This is a genomic window from candidate division KSB1 bacterium (genome assembly GCA_034506255.1).
Lineage (GTDB): Bacteria > Zhuqueibacterota > Zhuqueibacteria > Zhuqueibacterales > Zhuqueibacteraceae > Coneutiohabitans > Coneutiohabitans thermophilus.
The window spans coordinates 142,492-159,861 of sequence record JAPDPX010000009.1; the positions used below are offsets into that span (position 1 = coordinate 142,492).

Sequence of the window (17,370 nt, forward strand, 5' to 3'; positions counted from 1 at the left end):
ACTTCACACCGCGTGTTGTAGCATCGCCTGTTGCTTGCAAGTTATCCCTGTTGCTCGTGCCTTGCTTCCCTCAGGGTCGTGCCGGCCCGCATGCCCTGCACGACGAGGATAGGCATTCACCATATCATTCAGGAAGAAGATGAGACTGGGAAATGGACATGAAAAATCGAAAGTGGTTCACAGCAGTCGGAATAGCCTTGCTCTGTTTGAATCTGCCCGGCCAAGCCGAGCCTGCGTTCCATCCCTTTGACACCAAAACCAAGATCCGACTGGAAAAACGCGGCATTTGGGTTGAATCGGAGATTTCGCCGCAAGCCTTGCTGGTGGCATTGCCGGAGATCGATCAGAACGGCGATGGCCGCCTGGATGAGTTCGAGCTCTCCCGCGGGCACGATTTGATTCTGGCCTATTACGCCAGTCATGTCGCACTCAAAACCGGGACGCGCACACTCCGGACCGACAGCACCTATTTTGCATTTCGTTCGCCCGTCTCTCCCAATGCTGTGCCGGACCGTTTTTTCATTTATCATTGGTACGCCATGCTGCGTCCGCCCAGCGAAGTGCAGATCACGAATCATCTGTTTGAAGACGTGGCGGAGGCGTGCGTGCATCAAGGTTCGCTGATCAATCAGGAAACCGTTTTGAGTTTCACGTTTCCGCCGGCAGGCGGTGAAACGCATGCCGCGGCCAATGGCGTGCGCTTCAAGTTTGATAGCGACGGCAAGGCCAGCCTGCTCGACAGCGACACCAGTGTGGCACGGGCTGGTTACGTGTGGGTGGGGGTCGGAGTTGGCGGCTTGCTGCTGCTGCGTCTGGCTTCGGTGGCGCGGGCACGCTGGAGCCGCTCGGAAAAACTCGACGGGCAGGAGGAGGATGAAGAGGAGATGGAGGAAAGCCCGGCTTTCAGTTGAATTCACGGCTTGTGATGTGAGCCCCTGCTGGTGACAGTGGGAAAATCCTCCCCGGTCAGTGTTGAGATTTCTCATCTCACCAGCGTGCCTGCCAATGCAAGAGCGGCGCAGTTCAGACTATGGGTGGAATGCGGACAATGGTCGCCAAGATCGGCGCGTCGGCCACGGATGGCTCCCGCGCAGTTCTGTCGCGCCCGGACAATGCAGTGTCGGCATTCTGATTGCAATGGCAAAAGCCCCGGACGACAAGTGAAAGCCCGGGGCTTTTGTTTATCTATTTTCGGCGGCGACTCGTCGTGACAAGAATGAAATGCGAATTACAAATCCGTCCACTTTTTCACTTGCTGCAACCGTCATTGTCTGGGAACCTTCCCATTTCTCAAGAAACTGCTTGCTGGCGAGATTTTTGCGCGAATAAATCCTGAGCTGTCGAACTCCGTTTTGGGGCTGTAGGAAGACTCCCACCTCCCGTTTCACGTCTCAATTGTCTCACCTCATCAACTTGGACTTTATGCACCGGATCCACAAAAACCGGGGAGCGCACGGCAATATTCATTCTTTCACATTAGCTCATCGAATCTCTTTCAATCATTACCGTTTTGAGAGAGCTGGGGCATTATGTCAGTTGAAATCGATGCCGAGGGCAGGCGCTTTCACTTTGCCGGCAGACTTGCCTGGCCCTCGCAAAGCCCAACAACCGGTGAAAGAACCGGGCGCCATGTCCTGCTCGGGGCGAACGTTCCGTCGCACGCCTCGAGTTTGGGCGCCGGAACGGCTTGCGGCGGGAATCGCTGGCAAGACAGGAAATCCGGGGGTGCATGATGCTGTGGAAGGAAATACTCGCGCTGGTGCTCAGCATAATGAAATCAAAACCGGCGAAACGGCTCTTCAAGAAGCTGACTTCGCGGAGGGCCAGAAAGCAATACATTGCGATCATCCTTCTTCTGCTCATCGTCCTTCTGTCGATGAAGGTGATCAATGCGGGCATAAGGGTGTTTCGAAACCTCCTCAGTGAGACTGGGAAGAGACAAGTTCAGATCCAACAACAAATCGAAAATCTCAACGAGGAGACTGCCCAGCTCGACCGGCAACTGCAGCATCTCTCTGAGGCTGTTGACCGACTGCAAGTGCAGAGAGAAATTTTCCTGGGCAGGCTGGATATTCTGCGTGACGAGCACACGCAAGAGCCACGCTCCCTGGATTCCAGCGCGGTTGAATTGGTACCGGCAAAGCAGAATCGCGCACCGGAAGTCACCATCGAATCCTTTGCGCCCGAACCGCTTGCCGCGCACTCGGGGTTCGATCGCCCGTTGCAGCAGCGGCACACCGATCTGGTTGACCTCATCATGGCAAACAGCGACTTTGCCGGCGATGAACAACATGTCGAGCTCATTCGGCAGGAACTGGTCAAGCACAATGCTGCCCTGGCGGATTTGTTCGCCAGACACCTCAAGATGACCTCCGGGCTGAAAGGGCATGTCAAAATTCGCTTCGCAATAGATGCCAGAGGCTGCTTGAGGATGCCCCAGGTTGTCGAGAATGGCTTGAGACCAGAGGTTGCTGCGGCGCGCCTTCTCGAAGAAATCCAGCAAAAAATGGCCTTGTGGCGGGATTTCCCGGCGACTGCTGAACACGCGAAGACTTCCTATCTCGTAACCTACGTCTTTGGCAGCGAGCGGTGACCATGCACCCGTGGTATCGCTGCTTGTGTGGTGCAATCTTAAACCTGTGGCTGCAGCCGACATCGCATCGGACCTTTTGATAAGGAAGCAAAGCTCTCATGTATCTCAAAGATTGTGAGATTTGTTCCCCCGCCGGGCAGGTGCCCGGGGACAATGCACGGCAAAACGGCAAACGACCACAAACCAGGCCGGCACAAGCTGCCATGAAACCCTCATCCCTCAATCCTGCGTGCGACAACAACGCGCATGACACGCCGCCCCGCCGCCGATGGGGGCCGCTCGGGCTGACGCTTGGTCTTTTGCTGAGCACCGGTCTCCTGCTCGCACCTGCCGACACGTTGCAGGAAACCCTGCAACAGATTCTCGAAATCAGAAGGAGAAGTCGCGCGCTCGAGCGGGAAATTGCCACACTGCGCGCCACGAATGCGAGTCTCAAAGCCACCATCGCGCAGCAGGCTGGGCAAATTGACACGCTGAAGAGTGTTCTTGCCCTCGCCTTCAAAACGTTGGATTCGCTCGCCGCCGCCTCCCGACTCGAACCAACAGTATTGCCACAAACCGCTGCCCTTGAGCTTCGTGGTTCCATCCCGCGCAATGCCGGCGCGGCGGCAGGAAGCGCGTCCCGTGCTTGCCCTGCCGGCCTCATGCCGCTTGCACCGGCTGCCACGACTGCGCCGCAGCTTCGCACCGGTGTTCCTCCCGCCCTCGCAGGGCTCAAGAGCCGGCGTGTTGGTGGCCGAGATCCGCAGGCCATCAGAACCGTGATCCAACGCCATGTTCCGGCCATTACCGATCTCTATCAACGGGAGCTGCGGAACAATCCCGCGCTTTATGGCAGCCTGACGCTGCGCTTTGAAGTCGATCCATTGGGACAGCTCAACAACTCCGAAATCATAAACAGCACACTACGGGCGCCGGGCCTCGAACAAAAGATCCTGGACAAGATGCGGCACTGGCGGGATTTTGGCGAATCACGCGATGACGCCGGTGTGGCCCGTTATCAACTGACTTATGTCTTCGGCGACTCGCTGCAGGCTGCGAGCTTTGCGATTTATGCCGTTGAGTGAACTCCCCACCAGCAGCCCTTCCTGCCGTGCCCATGCGGCGTTCATCATTTGCTTGTCAGCGTTGCAAAGCAACTTACCACATGGACATTGCCCGGTGCTTGTTTCCCTTGCCGTGGTCGCTCCGTATCCAGCCAAGCTGAGAAAGAGACGCTCGCCTGCAAGGCCGTAAAACCGAGTCTGCCATTTGTCTTGCCGCGAGTTGTGCGGTCCCGCCTTTTCGACAAGTTGTTTTGCCGCGCAAGGCATGTGCTTTGCGTTGGCACAGGGTTGCGATCAGCAAAGCGATTCCCACCATACAAGGAGATTCCGATGACAACCAAACCGGCCTGCATTTTTGCGATGATCACTCTGAGCCTGACGCTCTGGCAAAGCGTCGGGCATCCGCAACCCGGCTATCAGTTCGGCCAAAACAAAGTGCAATACAAAAATTTCAAGTGGCAGGTGTTGCGCACCGCGCATTTCGACGTGCATTACTATCCCGAGGAAACGGAGGCCGCACAGGATGCCGCGCGCATGGCTGAACGCGGCTATGCCTACTTGAGCGACGTGCTCGATCATCAGATCACAAGCCGCATCCCGCTGGTGCTGTATGCTTCGCTCAATGATTTTCAGCAAACCAATGTGGTGGACGGCCTGCTGGGCGACGGCACTCGGGGTGTGACCGAGAGTTTGAAAAATCGTGTGGTGCTGCCGCTCACCGGTTCCTATCGCGAGTTCAACCATGTGCTGGTGCACGAGCTGGTGCATGCCTTTCAATTCGACCTCATCAAGAGCAGCGACAATAGCGGCCTGGGCAGTTTCAGTCCGCCGCTCTGGTTCGTGGAAGGCATGGCGGAATATCTCGCCGTGGGCATGGACAACATGACCCGCATGTGGGTGCGCGACGGCCTGCTCTACGACCACTTGCTCAAAGTCGAGCAGCTCAACAACACGTTTGACATTCGTGTCTATCGTCTGGGCGAGTCGTTGTGGCATTATGTCGGCGAGACACACGGCAAACAAAAAGTCGGCGCGCTTTTCAAAGCGGCGGTGCGCCTGAACGATGTCGAAAAGGCTTTCAAGGAGCAGATCGGGCTCGATTTCAAAGCCCTGACCTTCACCTGGCATGAGCACGCGCGCAAACAGGTGCTGCCGGCCGACAGCACGCTGGCCGCACCGGCGCAGATCGCGCAGCAGCTCACCGGGCGTGAGGGTTATGATCACCGCGCGAATCTCGTGCCGGCGGTGAGCCCGGATGGACGGCACGTCGTTTATGTCGCGGACAAGCATTTCGTTGACGAGTTGTATCTGCTCAGCGAAAATGCCGCAGGTGGCTTTTCCGAGCGGCGTTTGATCAAGGCCGGCCGGAGCCGCGATTTTGAGACGCTGCGCTTTTTCGACACCTCGATCAGTTGGTCGCGTGACGGCGGGCGCATTGCCTTCGTTGCGAAATCTGACAAGGACGACGCAATTTATGTGATGAATCCGCACACGAACGAGATCAGCCATTGCCTGGTTTTTGCGGAATTGAACGGCCTGCTCTCGCCGAGCTTTTCGCCTGAGGGCGATCATCTCGTGTTTGTCGGCATGCGCGGCGGACGCTCGGATTTGTACATCGTCAATCTCGGCAACGGCAGGCTGCGGCGCCTGACCAAGGACCTTTATGCGGAGAAGCACCCGCAATGGTCGCCGGACGGCACGCGCATCGTGTTTGCCACCGATCGCGGCAGGGATACGCAGCCCGAACATCTGCTCTTCGGAGAATATGAGCTGGCGCTGTATTCGCTGGCCGACGGGGAGATCAGCGTGATCACGGATCTCGCCGGCAACGCCATCAATCCGCAGTGGTCGCCGGACGGCCGTGCCCTCGCGTTCGTGTCCGATCATCAGGGCATTGCCAATGTTTATCGCCTCGATCTGGGGAGCAAAGAGATTGTTGCGGTGACACGGTTGCGCAACGGGGTGGCCGGCATCACGGAAGTGACGCCGGCAATGAGTTGGTCCGCGGACGGCCGCGTGCTGGTATTTTCGGCCTTCGAAAAAGGCGGCTGGCATTTGTATCGCATGGCAATGCCGCAGGCGCCCACCCTGGCCGGAGGCGAAGCAAATGCCAACGGAACGACCGTGGATGCGGCACCGGCCGGCCGCGCTGATTCATCCGCGACGATGGTGGCCGCCCCGGAAGCAGCATGGGTGCCGGCGATCGCTGAGGTCAATACCCTGTTCATGAATTACGCGCTTGCCGCGGCAGATTCCATTGAAAAACGCAGCTACCGCGGCCTGCCGAAATTCACCACCGCCGCGATCGGCGCGGTTTTTGGCGGCTTCTTCGGCACGGTGGGCGGGGCGCAGTTTCTTTTCAGCGATGTGATGAATCATCACAACGTGATTCTCGCGGCCAATCTGCGCCGCGATCTCAGCATGACGGACGTGGGCGTGACCTACTTCAATCAAGCGCGCCGGTTGCATTGGGGTGTTGAAGTGTTTCAGCTCAATGATGCCTATGGCGCGTTTTATGCGCCCACGGCGGCGGGTTTTGTGAAGCAGACCCATCGCGGCGGCAATGCCTTCACTTTCTTTCCGTTCAGCCGCTTTGCGCGGCTGGAGCTGAGCGCGGGTGCCACCCTCGTGCAGGCGAATCTGGTTGTCGATCAAATCGATTTCACTCGTGGGGAGATTCGCCGGGAGGAATCGCGTCTGGGCCGCGCCACCTTCGGCCAGGTGGGTGCGGCGTATGTTTTCGACAACACCATTTATGGTCCGCTCGGCCCGTTCAGCGGCTCGCGCAGCCGCCTCGAAATACAGCGCACCACGAACGATTTGCAGTTCACCACCCTGGTTGGCGACTATCGTCGCTACTGCAGCGTGAAGCAACGCTCGGTGCTCGCCGCCCGCCTGCTGGCCGGCGCCAGCTTCGACCGCGAGGCCCAGGTCTTTCAGATTGGCGGGCCGTACACGTTTCGCGGAGCGGATTACGGCCATTTGGTGGGAACGAAGTTCGTGGCGGCGAATGTGGAATACCGCTTCCCGTTGTTTCCCTTCCTGCCACCCTCCGCGGATTTCTTGAGTGCGGCTGCTTTTGCAGATTTCGCCGGCGCGTGGGGATTGGACATACCGGGCCTGGTAAAGCAAACGTTTCAGCCGTTTTCCACGCAAGGCGGGTTTCATTTGCAGGATTTGCGCGGCGCCCTCGGCGTGGGCGCGCGCCTGCAGCTCGGCTATTTCATGGTGAAGTATGAAGTGGCGTGGCCCACCGACTTGCGCACCATCAGCCAGCCCAGGTATCTGTTCTCGCTCGGCACCGACTTTTGAGTCTTGCCCTCCTTAGATGAAAGCCGGGCGATCAGGAATGATCGCCCGGCTTTTGTGTTGCATGCCGGCCAACACAATCATGTGTGTGTTTTCCCGCAGCCGGTTTGCGCAAGCTGAAAGCCGAAATATCCGCCCGCACGGTGAAACGGCGGAGTGGCCGGCGCATTTGCCCCGCGAAAAACACGCATGGGATCGCATGCCACCCGGCATCAACCTCCCGGGCCGGCAGCAGCCGGCAGGAGGGCAGGAAATTTTTGATTGATTATCGTCAAGAGGAAGTTTAGTTTGGCCGGCAGCCGATGGAATTCCAGGCTCATGGGATGGCGGTAAACGTGTGGACGCCGGCGGGAGCAGGGGGGAGGCGTGCCAGCCTGGCAGTCGCTTGAAGAAATTGGGTGTGATGGCGATAATCAAAGCTTCATTGATGATCTTCATTGGCGAAGTGGCGAGGGTGCAAGCGGGTTGGGTTCGAGGCCTTGTTTCTGCCGGCGGGTTGCGGCAGACTCGTGCGTCAAGCAGCCAGGCACGGGCCGGCCGGAACTGAGATGAGCCCCTTCACTCATATTCCAATTCATTGCGCAGGGTGAGGCGCAGGCTTTCTGCGTCAATGTTGATGAAAATCACATTCGGCCGGCAGCACACTGCGCAATCTTCGACATACTCTTGTTTGAGGCCGGCGGAGGGATCCACCAGCGTTTCATTGGCCTCACCGCAGCGGGTGCAATACCAGGTCACGGGATGCAACTGGCCGGGCGTTGCCGGCATGCCCTCCTCGTCGTTGAAAAAGTCTTCAAAGGGCTCGTCATGATGGTCGATCATGGACACTCCGGTGAATGGGTTTTGCATGTTTGAATCACGAACGTCATTGAAAACGGCTTTCCCTCTTTTCCCCCTTTTCCCCGCCCTGCTCAGCCTGTTTTGCCGGGCCTGCCCGCAGGCAGGCAATTTCCCGACCGGCAGCAACGGCGTGACGGAGGACATTTTCAACCGCTTCACCACGCAACGCGTGCTCTCCGCCGCGAGTTTGCCGCCCCAGCCGACCAGCGTGGAATTTTTTCCCGCCTCCCCGGAATTCCTGGTTTTGGGGAAGGCGGGCGAGGTCTGTCACTTCGTGCTTACCGCGGATTCGGCGGCCCGGCTCGGCTCGTTTGTGCTGCCCGAGGTGGCACCGGCTCCCGCGGAGATTGGTTTGACCGATGTGGCGTTTGACCCGCAATTCGCCCGCAATGGCTTCGTTTACTTTTGTTTCAGCACCGGCGACAACCGCTGGAATCGCATCGTGCGCGTGCAGTGGTCCAACAATTATCAGGCCACGGCCAATTCCCTGGCGGTTATTTTGAACGTCGATCGTCAGGCGCCCGGTCGTGCCTGGCACGGCATCTACTCGCTCGCTTTCGGCGGCGATGGTCACCTTTACGCGGCCCTGGGTGACGCGACGCAATCCCAGTACGCCCAGGATCCCGCTTCGTTGCTGGGCAAGTTGATCCGCATTGCACCGCGGGAAAGCGGCGGCTATGACATTCCCGCCGACAACCCGTTGCGCACCGCTCCCAACACGCGCGGCGAGATTGTGGCGCTGGGCCTGCGCAGTCCTTTTCGGCTGCTGGCCTGGCAGGGCGGACTGCTGCTTGCCGATGTCGGCTCGAACCAGTTTGAAGAAATCAATCTCTACACCGGCGGCGCGGTGAATTTCGGCTGGCCGGAATGTGAGGGCGTGTGCAGCCAGCCGGGGTTTCGCAATCCGATTCTCGCCATCAGCCACCGCGACCCAACCTACCAAAACGAAGATCCTGAAGCAATCGGCGAGCTGCGTCACTCCCTGTCGTTGGGCGTGGTGTATGAGGGTGCGGGAGAAGACCCGTACAAGGATTTGCTTGATGGCCGGCTGCTGTTCAATGATGTCTTTCTCGGGTATATACGGGCGGTGAAAATCGCGCGCACGGGGGAGCTTTCGGACAACAAGCACATTTGCCATCACGTCGGGGTGACCAGCATGACTGTGGGGCCGCAGGGTTACATCTATGGTTCGGCGTTGTTTGCGCCGCAAATCTTCCGCCTGGTTTTGAAACCCGCCGGCTAAGGCAAGCGCAACAAAACCCTGCTTTTTGCAGACGTCCGCCGGCGGCCTTGGGTGTGCTTGCCCCAACTGCCTAAAGCTGCTGGAGTTGCGCCCGGCACCCGCCGAGAAAAATCTTGACTCTTGCCGCCGTTTCTTTTAAATTGGCCGCACTTTCAAAACCCAGATCAGGAAAAATTCGCCTGCCAACCGTATGGGTAGTTTGAATCGACACGTGCTCATCCTCAATCAAAACTACGAGCCGATGAGCGTCATCACTGCAAAGAAGGCGATTGTGCTGATCGTATTGGGCAAGGCGGAGATCATCGAACGCCATCCGCTGTGGGAAGTCCGGTCGGTACGGTCGTCGTTGCCGTTTCCCAGCATCGTGCGACTGATCACCTACATTCACATTCCCCGCAAGCGGGTGATTCTCTCACGCAAGAACATCATCAAGCGCGACAACGGCCGCTGCCAATATTGCGGCACGACGCAGCGTCCTCTGACCGTCGATCATGTGGTGCCGAAAAACCGCGGCGGCGAGGATTCCTGGGAGAATCTGGTTTGCGCCTGCGTGGCTTGCAACAACCGCAAGGGGAACCGCACGCCGGAGGAGGCGCGCATGCCCATGCTGCGCAAACCGCAGCGGCCGAACCAGCTTTATTTTATCCAGCATTTCATCGGTATCGGCGATGAGCGTTGGAAGCCCTACCTCTTCATGAATTAGGGCTTTTTCTTTGTCGTCACCATGCCCGCAGAAGCATGCGGCGGTTGCGTTTTTGTGCAGGCGTCCTCGGCTTGGGTGCAGGGTTTTGGCAAGCGCGAGGCGTTTTTTATTTTGGGTAAAAAAGCCCGGCGGGTTCGCCGGCATGATAACATTCAACCAATCTTGGGTGTTAACCGGAACAGCACGGGTGAGAAGGGTTCCCAGAGATGGCCAAAAATACCAGGCGGACGCCCGCTCTACCGCTCAACCAGTTGCCCTGCTCCCTGCAGCCTGAAACCATAAGTCTGCAAATTCTCGGATCCATTTCAACTAGATGACCAAGAAACGCCTCCTCAGCGGCATGCGGCCGACCGGCCGGCTGCACCTCGGCCACTACGTCGGCGCGCTCGAAAACTGGGTTGCGCTGCAAACAACCCATCAAAATTTCCACCTGATCGCCGACTATCACTCACTTACCACCAGCCTGGACACGTCGCAGCTTTACAGCAACACCATTGAGATGGTCATCGACTGGCTGGCCGCCGGCATCGATCCGGTGCTGAGTCCGATTTTCCGCCAGTCGCAAGTCAAAGAGCATGCCGAGTTGTATTTGATCTTCAGCATGCTGATCACCAAGGAACGGCTGGAACGCAACCCCACGGTCAAGGAACAGGCTCGTGATCTCAACCTCGACACCCTGATTTACGGGCATCTCGGCTATCCCGTGTTGCAGGCCGCAGACATCCTGCTGTACAAGGGCGAGGCGGTGCCGGTGGGCGAAGATCAGGCGCCGCATGTGGAGATCACCCGCGAGATTGCACGCAAATTCAACAGCCAGTATGGCCCGGTGTTCCCGGAGCCCGAGGTCAAGCTTACGAAATTTGCGCGGCTGCCGGGGCTGGACGGCCAGGCCAAGATGAGCAAGTCTCTGGGCAACACCATTGCCCTGTCGGACGCTCCCGAGCAAATTCAGGCGCAGATGCGCAAGGCCGTGACCGACCCGCAGAAGATTCGCCGCGGCGATCCCGGCCGGCCGGACATCTGCCTGGTTTTCACCTATCACCACAAGTTCAACCCCGGCGAGGTCAGCGAGATTCGTGCCGGCTGCGAAAGCGGCCGCCTGGGCTGCGTCGAGTGCAAAAACCGCTGTGCCGCGCGCATTGCGGACTTTCTCGCGCCCTTGCGGGAGAAGCGCAGCTACTATGAGCGCCATCCCGGGGAGGTGAAGGACATTCTCGCCGAGGGGGAAAAACGCGCGCAAGTCGTCGCCCGGCAAACCATGGCGGAAGTGCGCCAGGCCATGCATTTGGGGGAAATTGAAACGGCATCCACCGGCGTTCATCTGTGAGATCAGGCGTGCCCCGGCCGGGGCACGGGCAGGCTTATGGCTTATCGTGTCAAGCTCAACACCTTCGAAGGGCCGCTGGATTTGCTGCTCTTCCTGATTCGCAAGGAAGAAGTCGACATCTACGACATTCCGATCGCCGACATCACGCGGCAATATTTGGAATATGTCGAGATTTTGCAGATGCTCGATCTCGAAGGGGCCGGCGATTTTATTTTGCTGGCGGCCACCCTGATCCGCATCAAGGCGCAGATGCTGCTCCCGAAAGACCCTGAAGCCGCCGAGGAAGAGGAGGAAGACCCGCGCCAGGAGCTGGTGCGGCGGCTGCTGGAATATCAACAATACAAGGACCTGGCCGCGCGCATGGCGGAGCTGGAAGTGCGCGAGCGCGACTTTTTTCCTCGCGGCTATTTCGATTATGAATTTACCAGGGATCAGTCCGATTTTCTCGAACATGCCGTCGAGGTCTCGCTCTTCGATCTGATCGCGGCCTTCAAGAACGTGCTGCTGCGCGTGCCGCGCGAAACCCCGCACACTGTCGAGCACATTCCCGTGACCATCGAGGAGCAAATCGATTATGTCTTGCAGGAGCTGGCGGTGCATCAACAGTTGCTCTTCATGAGCCTGCTGGAAAAACTGCCCAGCAAAATCTACATGATCATCACTTTCATCGCCCTGCTCGAGATGATCCAGCGCGGCCTGGTGACCGCCACGCAATCAACGCCGTTCGGAGAAATCTGGCTCAAAAGGATTTGATGACTCTCAACGAACTCAAGCCCATCGTCGAAGCCCTGGTGTTCGCGGCGGACTCGCCGGTGACCGTCGAGCGCCTGCAGGAAACACTGGAAGACGTGGATGCCGCCACCCTCGCGGAGGTCGTTACCGCGCTGAATCAAGACTATGCCGCCAGCGGGCGCGCCTTCTTCATCCGCAAAGTGGGCGGCGGCTATCACATTTCCACCAAGCCGGAATTCAACCCCTGGATCAAGAAACTGTTCTTCGGCCGGCAAAAGTATCGCCTGTCACAGGCGAGCATGGAAACGCTCGCCATCATCGCCTTCAAGCAGCCGATCAGCCGGGTGGACATTGCCCAGATCCGCGGCGTCAATTCCGATGCCGTGGTCGGCTCGCTGATGGAGCGCAAACTCGTCACCATCGTCGGCCGCTCCGAAGGCGTGGGCCGACCTCTGCTCTATGGCACGACGCCGGAATTTCTCAAGTATTTCGGCATCAATGACCTCTCGGAATTGCCCAAGCCGCGCGAAATCGAAGAGCTGTTCAGCAAGGAGGGGCTGCCCGATGAAGTGGCACAGTTGCTCGCGGAAACCGACAAGCAACTGAGCCTGCCGATCAGTTTTGAGGGCGAGGGCGGTCGCGAGGGCGAGCCTGCGGCCGGCCAGTCCCTTTCCGCTGCCGAAGCGCTGCCCCCGGCGCATACGGCCGACTCGCAGGAAAGGGTGACCCCGGAAAATGTGCCGGCTCCCGCCCATCCCACCAAAACCAATATCGTGGAGGCCGTGCCACCGGTTGCGGGCCCGAGTGATGAAACCACGGCACCCCACGCTGGCGCGACGAGCGCGAACACGATGGCCTGGGCAGCGCCGGCCGTGGCAGCCGTGGCCGTGAGTGAATTGTTGGAGGAACCGGCAGCGGCGAAGCCCCGTGATCTCATCGACACTCTGCCCGAGCCCGTTATTGCCGGCACCACCGAATCGGAGGAAGGTGTCGGCTTTTATGGCCTGTTTGCCGATGCGCCGGAAATCACCGCCCAAACCGGGGCCACGGCATCCACGCCCGGCCTCGAGGCCGCCTCCAATGAAGATGAGTTTGAAGCCCTGGCGCATCTTACTGAACAAGAACCGGCTACGTTGTTGCCGGAATTGTCGCAGCCGGCGCCTGAGAACGAAGTGGGAACCGACACCACCGAGCTGGCCGCGATGGAATTCAACATTCGCGAGCCGGACTTTACGGCCACCGACCCGCTCAACCGGGCCGCGGAGACGCTGCTTTCGCGCTTCGCGAGTGAACAGGATTTGGGCACCACCCGCGAGTTTGCGTTGCTCGACGGCAGGCTGATCGACCAGGAGAACAGCACGGGGGAATCGCCGGCGCCGGAGGGGAACGCGGATCTGCAAAGCACCGGCGAAATCATGCTGGCGGCGCTCGCCGGCATGGACAAGGACGAACCTGAGTCCACCGCCTCTGCCGGCGACTTCAATTTGCTTTCCCTGGCGACGGAGGCAGAGCAGCACGCACAGGCCGCAGAGCCGGCTGCCGAGATTGATGGCTGGTGGGGGGAAGAATCGTTGAGCGAGGGCAGGACGGCAGAGTTGAAGCCCGCCGCAGATGATGCCGTTGCCGCGTGGCGTGCGATGGAAGAAGAGAGGGAACGCCGCCTGCCGGAGAATGCCACCGATCGTGCCGAGCTTGAATTGTTGCAGTCCCCACTGCTGCCGCCTGATCCGAAAAACGATGAGGCGGCGCCGCAGTCCGCTTTGCCCGATACCCTTTTCGAGGAAATTTTTGCTGATGACATGACAGCGGCGGGCACCCTACCGCCGGACCCGCAGCCCCCGGCCGCCGCGCATGCGAGTTTTGCCGGGGAAGCAGGACATGAAAAAATGCCGTCGCCCGACCAGGGCGCAGCGAATGCCGCCGCGCCCGGCAGCGATGCCAGTGCGCCGCAAACAGAACCCGAACGCAACGCGCCGGCCGGCATCGCGGGCGAAGCACAAGCAGCGACGGTGGCGCCCGCTTTTTTCGTGCCAGCCCCGGCGCAGCTCGGGGCAGGCACAGCACTCGTGACAGCGGCAGCGAATGAGGCCAACCACGGCTTGCTTCGCCTTTGGCGCAAAGCCGTGGATTGGCTGAAAACCACGTTGACCCGCTTCGGCTGGCGCAGGCGGCCGCAAGTTTAACTGACAGCATCTGCTTCGCCAGTGTCTTATCGTCGCATGCTTGCTGGGAATCGCTGCGCCCCGTGACGTTTGAGCATGAAACCCTCCGTCGCTTCTGAATCGTCCAGCCTTATTCGCCTGAACCGTTATCTGGCGCAGAGCGGGTTGTGTTCCCGCCGCGAAGCGGACCGCTGGATTGCAGCGGGTTGGGTCAAGGTCAACGGCAAAACGGTGACGGAGCTGGGCCGTCAGGTGGATGCCAGCCGCGACCTGGTGCAGGCGCGCGGGGAAACCCTGCGACCCAGCCGGGCATCGACCTACATTATGCTCAACAAACCGGCGGGCTATCTCACCACCGCGCGGGACGAGCAGGGCCGGCCGACAGTCTTTCATCTCGTGAAGACACCGGTGCGCGTGTTTCCGGTGGGGCGGTTGGATCGTGACAGTGAAGGGTTGCTGCTGTTGACCAATGACGGCGATCTTTCTTACCGTCTCACCCATCCGCGCTTCAAAGTGCCCAAGGTCTACCGTGTCGCGTTGCGGGAAGAACTGTCGGAACGCGCTGCCAAAATGCTGGCGCGCGGCGTGCGCATCGATGACTCCCGCCGGCCGGTGGCAGGTGAGCTGCGCTTCCCCAGGCCGCATGACCGTCGCTTGTGCGAGATCACCATCCTGGAAGGCCGTAATCGCCAGGTGCGGAAGATGTTCGCGGCGGTCGGCTGCAGCGTGCAGCGGCTGCAGCGCATTCAAATCGGACCCTTGCGGCTGGGCAATCTACGGGAGGGGGCTTGGCGGTATCTTGAATCCAGGGAAGTGCGGCTGCTGAACCAGGCGATGGGTGTGCGCGATGGAAATTCAAAATAAGACGGTTTTGGTACTCGGGGGATGGGGTCTGGTGGGGATGGCGGTCTGCCGCCAGGCGCTGAGTGAACATCCGAAAGAGCTGATTGTGGCCTCGCTGACCGAAGCTGAGGCGCGGGACGCAGTGCTGCAACTGCGTGAGGAGTATGCCGGCCCCTGCCGGATCACGCCGGCGTGGGGTAATATTTTCGTGCGCGATACCCTGCAGGGCAAATCCCGCCAGGAAATCCTGCAGGATGAGACACTGCGCGCGATGCTGATCGAGGACGTGCTGGATGAATTGAACGAGGCCATTCTGCAGCACTCGTTGTTGTTTCAAATCATTCAGCAGTACCGGCCCAACCTGATTGTTGATTGCGTGAATTCGGCGACGGCGGTGGCCTACCAGGACGTGTTTGCGAGTTATTACCGCATCCGCGGGCATTTGGCGCAGGTCAAACAGCAGCAGGCCTCTCCGGCGGCGCTGGTTGCCGAAGTCGAGAAGCTGCTGTGCACGCTTTACGTGCCGCAGTTGATCCGGCACGTGCAAATTTTGTATGAAGCCATGCGGCGGGCGCGGACGGAAGTCTACGTCAAAGTTGGGACCAGCGGCACCGGCGGCATGGGTTTGAACATTCCCTACACCCACTCGGAAGAGAAACCGTCGCGTGTGCTGCTGAGCAAGTCGTCGATTGCGGGTGCACACACCATGCTGCTCTTCCTCATGGCCCGCACCCCCGATGCGCCGATCACCAAGGAGATCAAGCCCACCGCGGCCATCGCCTGGAAACGCATCGCCTACGGTCCGGTGCTGCGGCAGGGCCGGCCGATTCCGCTTTATGATTGCCCGCCGCAGGCGGCGGTGACACTTGATGACAAACTGGTGCTGCAGGACGGGGCCGCCGGCAGTGCCCCCTGGCAGGCGCTCGACGGCGAGGTGCTGCAGTCGGTTTTCGTGGACACCGGCGAGAACGGCATTTTTTCGCTGGGAGAATTCACCGCGATTTCCGATTCCGGACAGATGGAATTGGTCACGCCCGAGGAAATCGCGCGCAACATTCTCTATGAGGTGAAGGGCGGCAACACCGGCCATGACATCATCAATGCCCTGGACAATTCCGTCATGGGGCCGACTTACCGCGCCGGCGTGATGCGCGCGGCGGTGCTGCAGCAGATGAAGGAGCTGGCGGCGGCGCACAAGGTCGACAGCGTGGCTTTCGAGCTGCTCGGACCGCCTCGACTCTCCAAACTGCTCTTTGAAGCGCATCTGCTCAAGCTGGTCTTTCGCACGATGGCGGCGGTGCGGGCACAGCAGCCGGAGGAAATGGCGGCGCGGCTTGAAGCGGAGCTTCTGCGCAATGCCCGGCTGCGTGCCGAGATCATTTCCATCGGCATACCCATTTTGCTGTCCGACGGCCGCCGCCTGCTGCGGGGACCCGAAATCAAGATCCCGCCGTTTCGCGGCTCCAACGTGCTGGCGCTCACGCCCGACCATCTCGAACAATGGGCCCACGATGGCTGGGTGGACCTGCGCGCCGCCAACATGCGTTTGTGGCAAAGCCGCATGGAAAAGATAGAAGAGGAGATCCGGGCCATTCCCGAGCGCGATACCAGCTCGCGCTACATGCGCAACCGCCGCTACTGGCAGGAGGAGGACGGCATCGACATCGGCAAGCTGGTGGGATGGATTTTCTCCACCGAGGAAAAAGGCGCGCGCATGAAAGAATGAGCACCGCCAGAGCCTCGAGTTTTTCGGGCTGAGAACCAGGGACGCTGTTTCTGCCACTTGGGATGCGTGACACGGAAGTTTTGGATGGATTGACAACAGGGTAGCGCGAACCATGATCGAAATCACGTCGCAGGAACAAGTGATACCTGCCGTGCACCTCACCACGCGTGAGCGGCGTCCAATCATTGCCATCGACGGGCCGGCCGGCTCGGGCAAAAGCACCACCGCCCGGCTGCTGGCGCGGCGTCTGGGCTTCACCTATTTGGACACCGGCGCTTTTTACCGCGCCTTGACCTTGAAAATTTTGGAGGCAAAAATTCCGCCCGAGCAACAGGACGCAGTGGTGGCGGTGGCCCAACGCACGCACATCACGATCAAGAGCGATCCCGACGGCGATCGCGTCTATCTCGATGGCCGGGACGTGACCACGCGCATTCGCGAGCCGCATGTCACCAACAACATCGCGCCCATCTCCGGCAATCCCGGTGTGCGCGAGCTGATGGTGAAGCGACAGCGCGAAATCGGCCGCAAGGGCGGGGTGGTGATGGAAGGCCGTGACATCGGCACCGTGGTTTTCCCGGATGCCGATCTCAAAATCTTCATGAGCGCCTCGCTGGACGAACGCACGCGCCGGCGCCAGCGCGAGCTGGCGGCCAAAGGGCTGCACAAGGATTTTCAAACGCTGCGGCGCGAGATCGAAATTCGTGACCAAAAAGACTCGCAGCGCGCGGTGGCGCCGCTCAGGCCGGCCGAAGATGCCATCATTCTCGACACGACCAACCTGACGCTCGAACAGCAGGTCGATTTCATCATCGACGCGCTGCACCGCAAACTGGCCTGATGCAC

At 59.7% G+C, this 17,370-nt stretch carries 13 protein-coding genes; 12 read left to right on the forward strand and 1 reads right to left on the reverse strand.

Annotated features, from left to right (window positions below):
* Positions 1-158: 158 nt before the first annotated feature.
* The 4 genes from ONB52_18425 (at position 159) to ONB52_18440 (ending at position 6,951) form a co-directional block, all read left to right on the forward strand.
* Positions 159-911 carry a hypothetical protein gene (locus ONB52_18425; GenBank protein MDZ7418109.1) on the forward strand — a complete coding sequence of 251 codons (753 nt, stop codon included), beginning with the start codon at positions 159-161 and terminating at the stop codon, positions 909-911.
* Positions 912-1,729: 818 nt separating this feature from the next.
* Positions 1,730-2,593: a hypothetical protein gene (locus tag ONB52_18430; GenBank protein ID MDZ7418110.1), complete on the forward strand. Its 864-nt coding sequence runs from the start codon at positions 1,730-1,732 to the stop codon at positions 2,591-2,593.
* A gap of 203 nt (positions 2,594-2,796) precedes the next feature.
* Positions 2,797-3,660 carry an AgmX/PglI C-terminal domain-containing protein gene (locus ONB52_18435; protein MDZ7418111.1) on the forward strand — a complete coding sequence of 288 codons (864 nt, stop codon included), beginning with the start codon at positions 2,797-2,799 and terminating at the stop codon, positions 3,658-3,660.
* A gap of 309 nt (positions 3,661-3,969) precedes the next feature.
* The gene (locus ONB52_18440) at positions 3,970-6,951 is read left to right on the forward strand and encodes a DPP IV N-terminal domain-containing protein (GenBank protein ID MDZ7418112.1); all 2,982 of its coding nucleotides are present in this window, start codon (positions 3,970-3,972) and stop codon (positions 6,949-6,951) included.
* Between the two features lie 555 nt (positions 6,952-7,506).
* On the opposite strand, the gene ONB52_18445 is transcribed toward ONB52_18440, so the two are convergent.
* Positions 7,507-7,716: a CPXCG motif-containing cysteine-rich protein gene (locus ONB52_18445; GenBank protein MDZ7418113.1), complete on the reverse strand. Its 210-nt coding sequence runs from the start codon at positions 7,714-7,716 to the stop codon at positions 7,507-7,509.
* Between the two features lie 79 nt (positions 7,717-7,795).
* Here ONB52_18445 and ONB52_18450 point away from each other — a divergent pair, with 79 nt between their 5' ends.
* The 8 genes from ONB52_18450 to cmk all read left to right on the forward strand — a co-directional run bounded on the left by ONB52_18450 (position 7,796) and on the right by cmk (position 17,365).
* Positions 7,796-9,031, forward strand: a complete 1,236-nt coding sequence (locus ONB52_18450) for a PQQ-dependent sugar dehydrogenase (GenBank protein ID MDZ7418114.1) — start codon at positions 7,796-7,798, stop codon at positions 9,029-9,031.
* Between the two features lie 190 nt (positions 9,032-9,221).
* Entirely contained in the window at positions 9,222-9,734 is a 513-nt protein-coding gene (locus tag ONB52_18455) for an HNH endonuclease (GenBank protein ID MDZ7418115.1), read from the forward strand.
* 313 nt (positions 9,735-10,047) lie between these two features.
* Complete coding sequence (trpS, locus tag ONB52_18460; GenBank protein MDZ7418116.1) at positions 10,048-11,061, forward strand: tryptophan--tRNA ligase; 1,014 nt, start codon at positions 10,048-10,050, stop codon at positions 11,059-11,061.
* Positions 11,062-11,097: 36 nt separating this feature from the next.
* Complete coding sequence (locus ONB52_18465) at positions 11,098-11,814, forward strand: segregation/condensation protein A (GenBank protein MDZ7418117.1); 717 nt, start codon at positions 11,098-11,100, stop codon at positions 11,812-11,814.
* Positions 11,814-13,976: an SMC-Scp complex subunit ScpB gene (scpB, locus tag ONB52_18470; protein ID MDZ7418118.1), complete on the forward strand. Its 2,163-nt coding sequence runs from the start codon at positions 11,814-11,816 to the stop codon at positions 13,974-13,976. Before ONB52_18465 ends, scpB begins: the two co-directional genes overlap by 1 nt.
* Before the next feature lie 75 nt (positions 13,977-14,051).
* On the forward strand, positions 14,052-14,819 hold the full coding sequence (locus ONB52_18475) for an rRNA pseudouridine synthase (GenBank protein MDZ7418119.1): 768 nt from the start codon (positions 14,052-14,054) through the stop codon (positions 14,817-14,819).
* Positions 14,803-16,524, forward strand: coding sequence for a short-chain dehydrogenase (locus tag ONB52_18480; GenBank protein ID MDZ7418120.1), 1,722 nt, complete (start codon positions 14,803-14,805; stop codon positions 16,522-16,524). The genes ONB52_18475 and ONB52_18480 overlap by 17 nt, the downstream gene beginning before the upstream one ends.
* Positions 16,525-16,636: 112 nt before the next feature.
* Positions 16,637-17,365, forward strand: a complete 729-nt coding sequence (gene cmk, locus ONB52_18485) for a (d)CMP kinase (GenBank protein ID MDZ7418121.1) — start codon at positions 16,637-16,639, stop codon at positions 17,363-17,365.
* Positions 17,366-17,370 lie beyond the last annotated feature (5 nt).

Coding starts and splice junctions, on each gene's coding strand:
- cmk (MDZ7418121.1), top strand. CDS start 16,637: ATGATCGAAATCACGTCGCAGGAACAAGTGATACCTGCCGTGCACCTC.
- ONB52_18445 (MDZ7418113.1), bottom strand. CDS start 7,716: ATGCCGGCAACGCCCGGCCAGTTGCATCCCGTGACCTGGTATTGCACC.
- ONB52_18435 (MDZ7418111.1), top strand. CDS start 2,797: ATGAAACCCTCATCCCTCAATCCTGCGTGCGACAACAACGCGCATGAC.
- ONB52_18425 (MDZ7418109.1), top strand. CDS start 159: ATGAAAAATCGAAAGTGGTTCACAGCAGTCGGAATAGCCTTGCTCTGT.
- ONB52_18450 (MDZ7418114.1), top strand. CDS start 7,796: ATGTTTGAATCACGAACGTCATTGAAAACGGCTTTCCCTCTTTTCCCC.
- trpS (MDZ7418116.1), top strand. CDS start 10,048: ATGACCAAGAAACGCCTCCTCAGCGGCATGCGGCCGACCGGCCGGCTG.
- scpB (MDZ7418118.1), top strand. CDS start 11,814: ATGACTCTCAACGAACTCAAGCCCATCGTCGAAGCCCTGGTGTTCGCG.
- ONB52_18475 (MDZ7418119.1), top strand. CDS start 14,052: ATGAAACCCTCCGTCGCTTCTGAATCGTCCAGCCTTATTCGCCTGAAC.
- ONB52_18455 (MDZ7418115.1), top strand. CDS start 9,222: ATGGGTAGTTTGAATCGACACGTGCTCATCCTCAATCAAAACTACGAG.
- ONB52_18480 (MDZ7418120.1), top strand. CDS start 14,803: ATGGAAATTCAAAATAAGACGGTTTTGGTACTCGGGGGATGGGGTCTG.
- ONB52_18465 (MDZ7418117.1), top strand. CDS start 11,098: ATGGCTTATCGTGTCAAGCTCAACACCTTCGAAGGGCCGCTGGATTTG.
- ONB52_18430 (MDZ7418110.1), top strand. CDS start 1,730: ATGATGCTGTGGAAGGAAATACTCGCGCTGGTGCTCAGCATAATGAAA.
- ONB52_18440 (MDZ7418112.1), top strand. CDS start 3,970: ATGACAACCAAACCGGCCTGCATTTTTGCGATGATCACTCTGAGCCTG.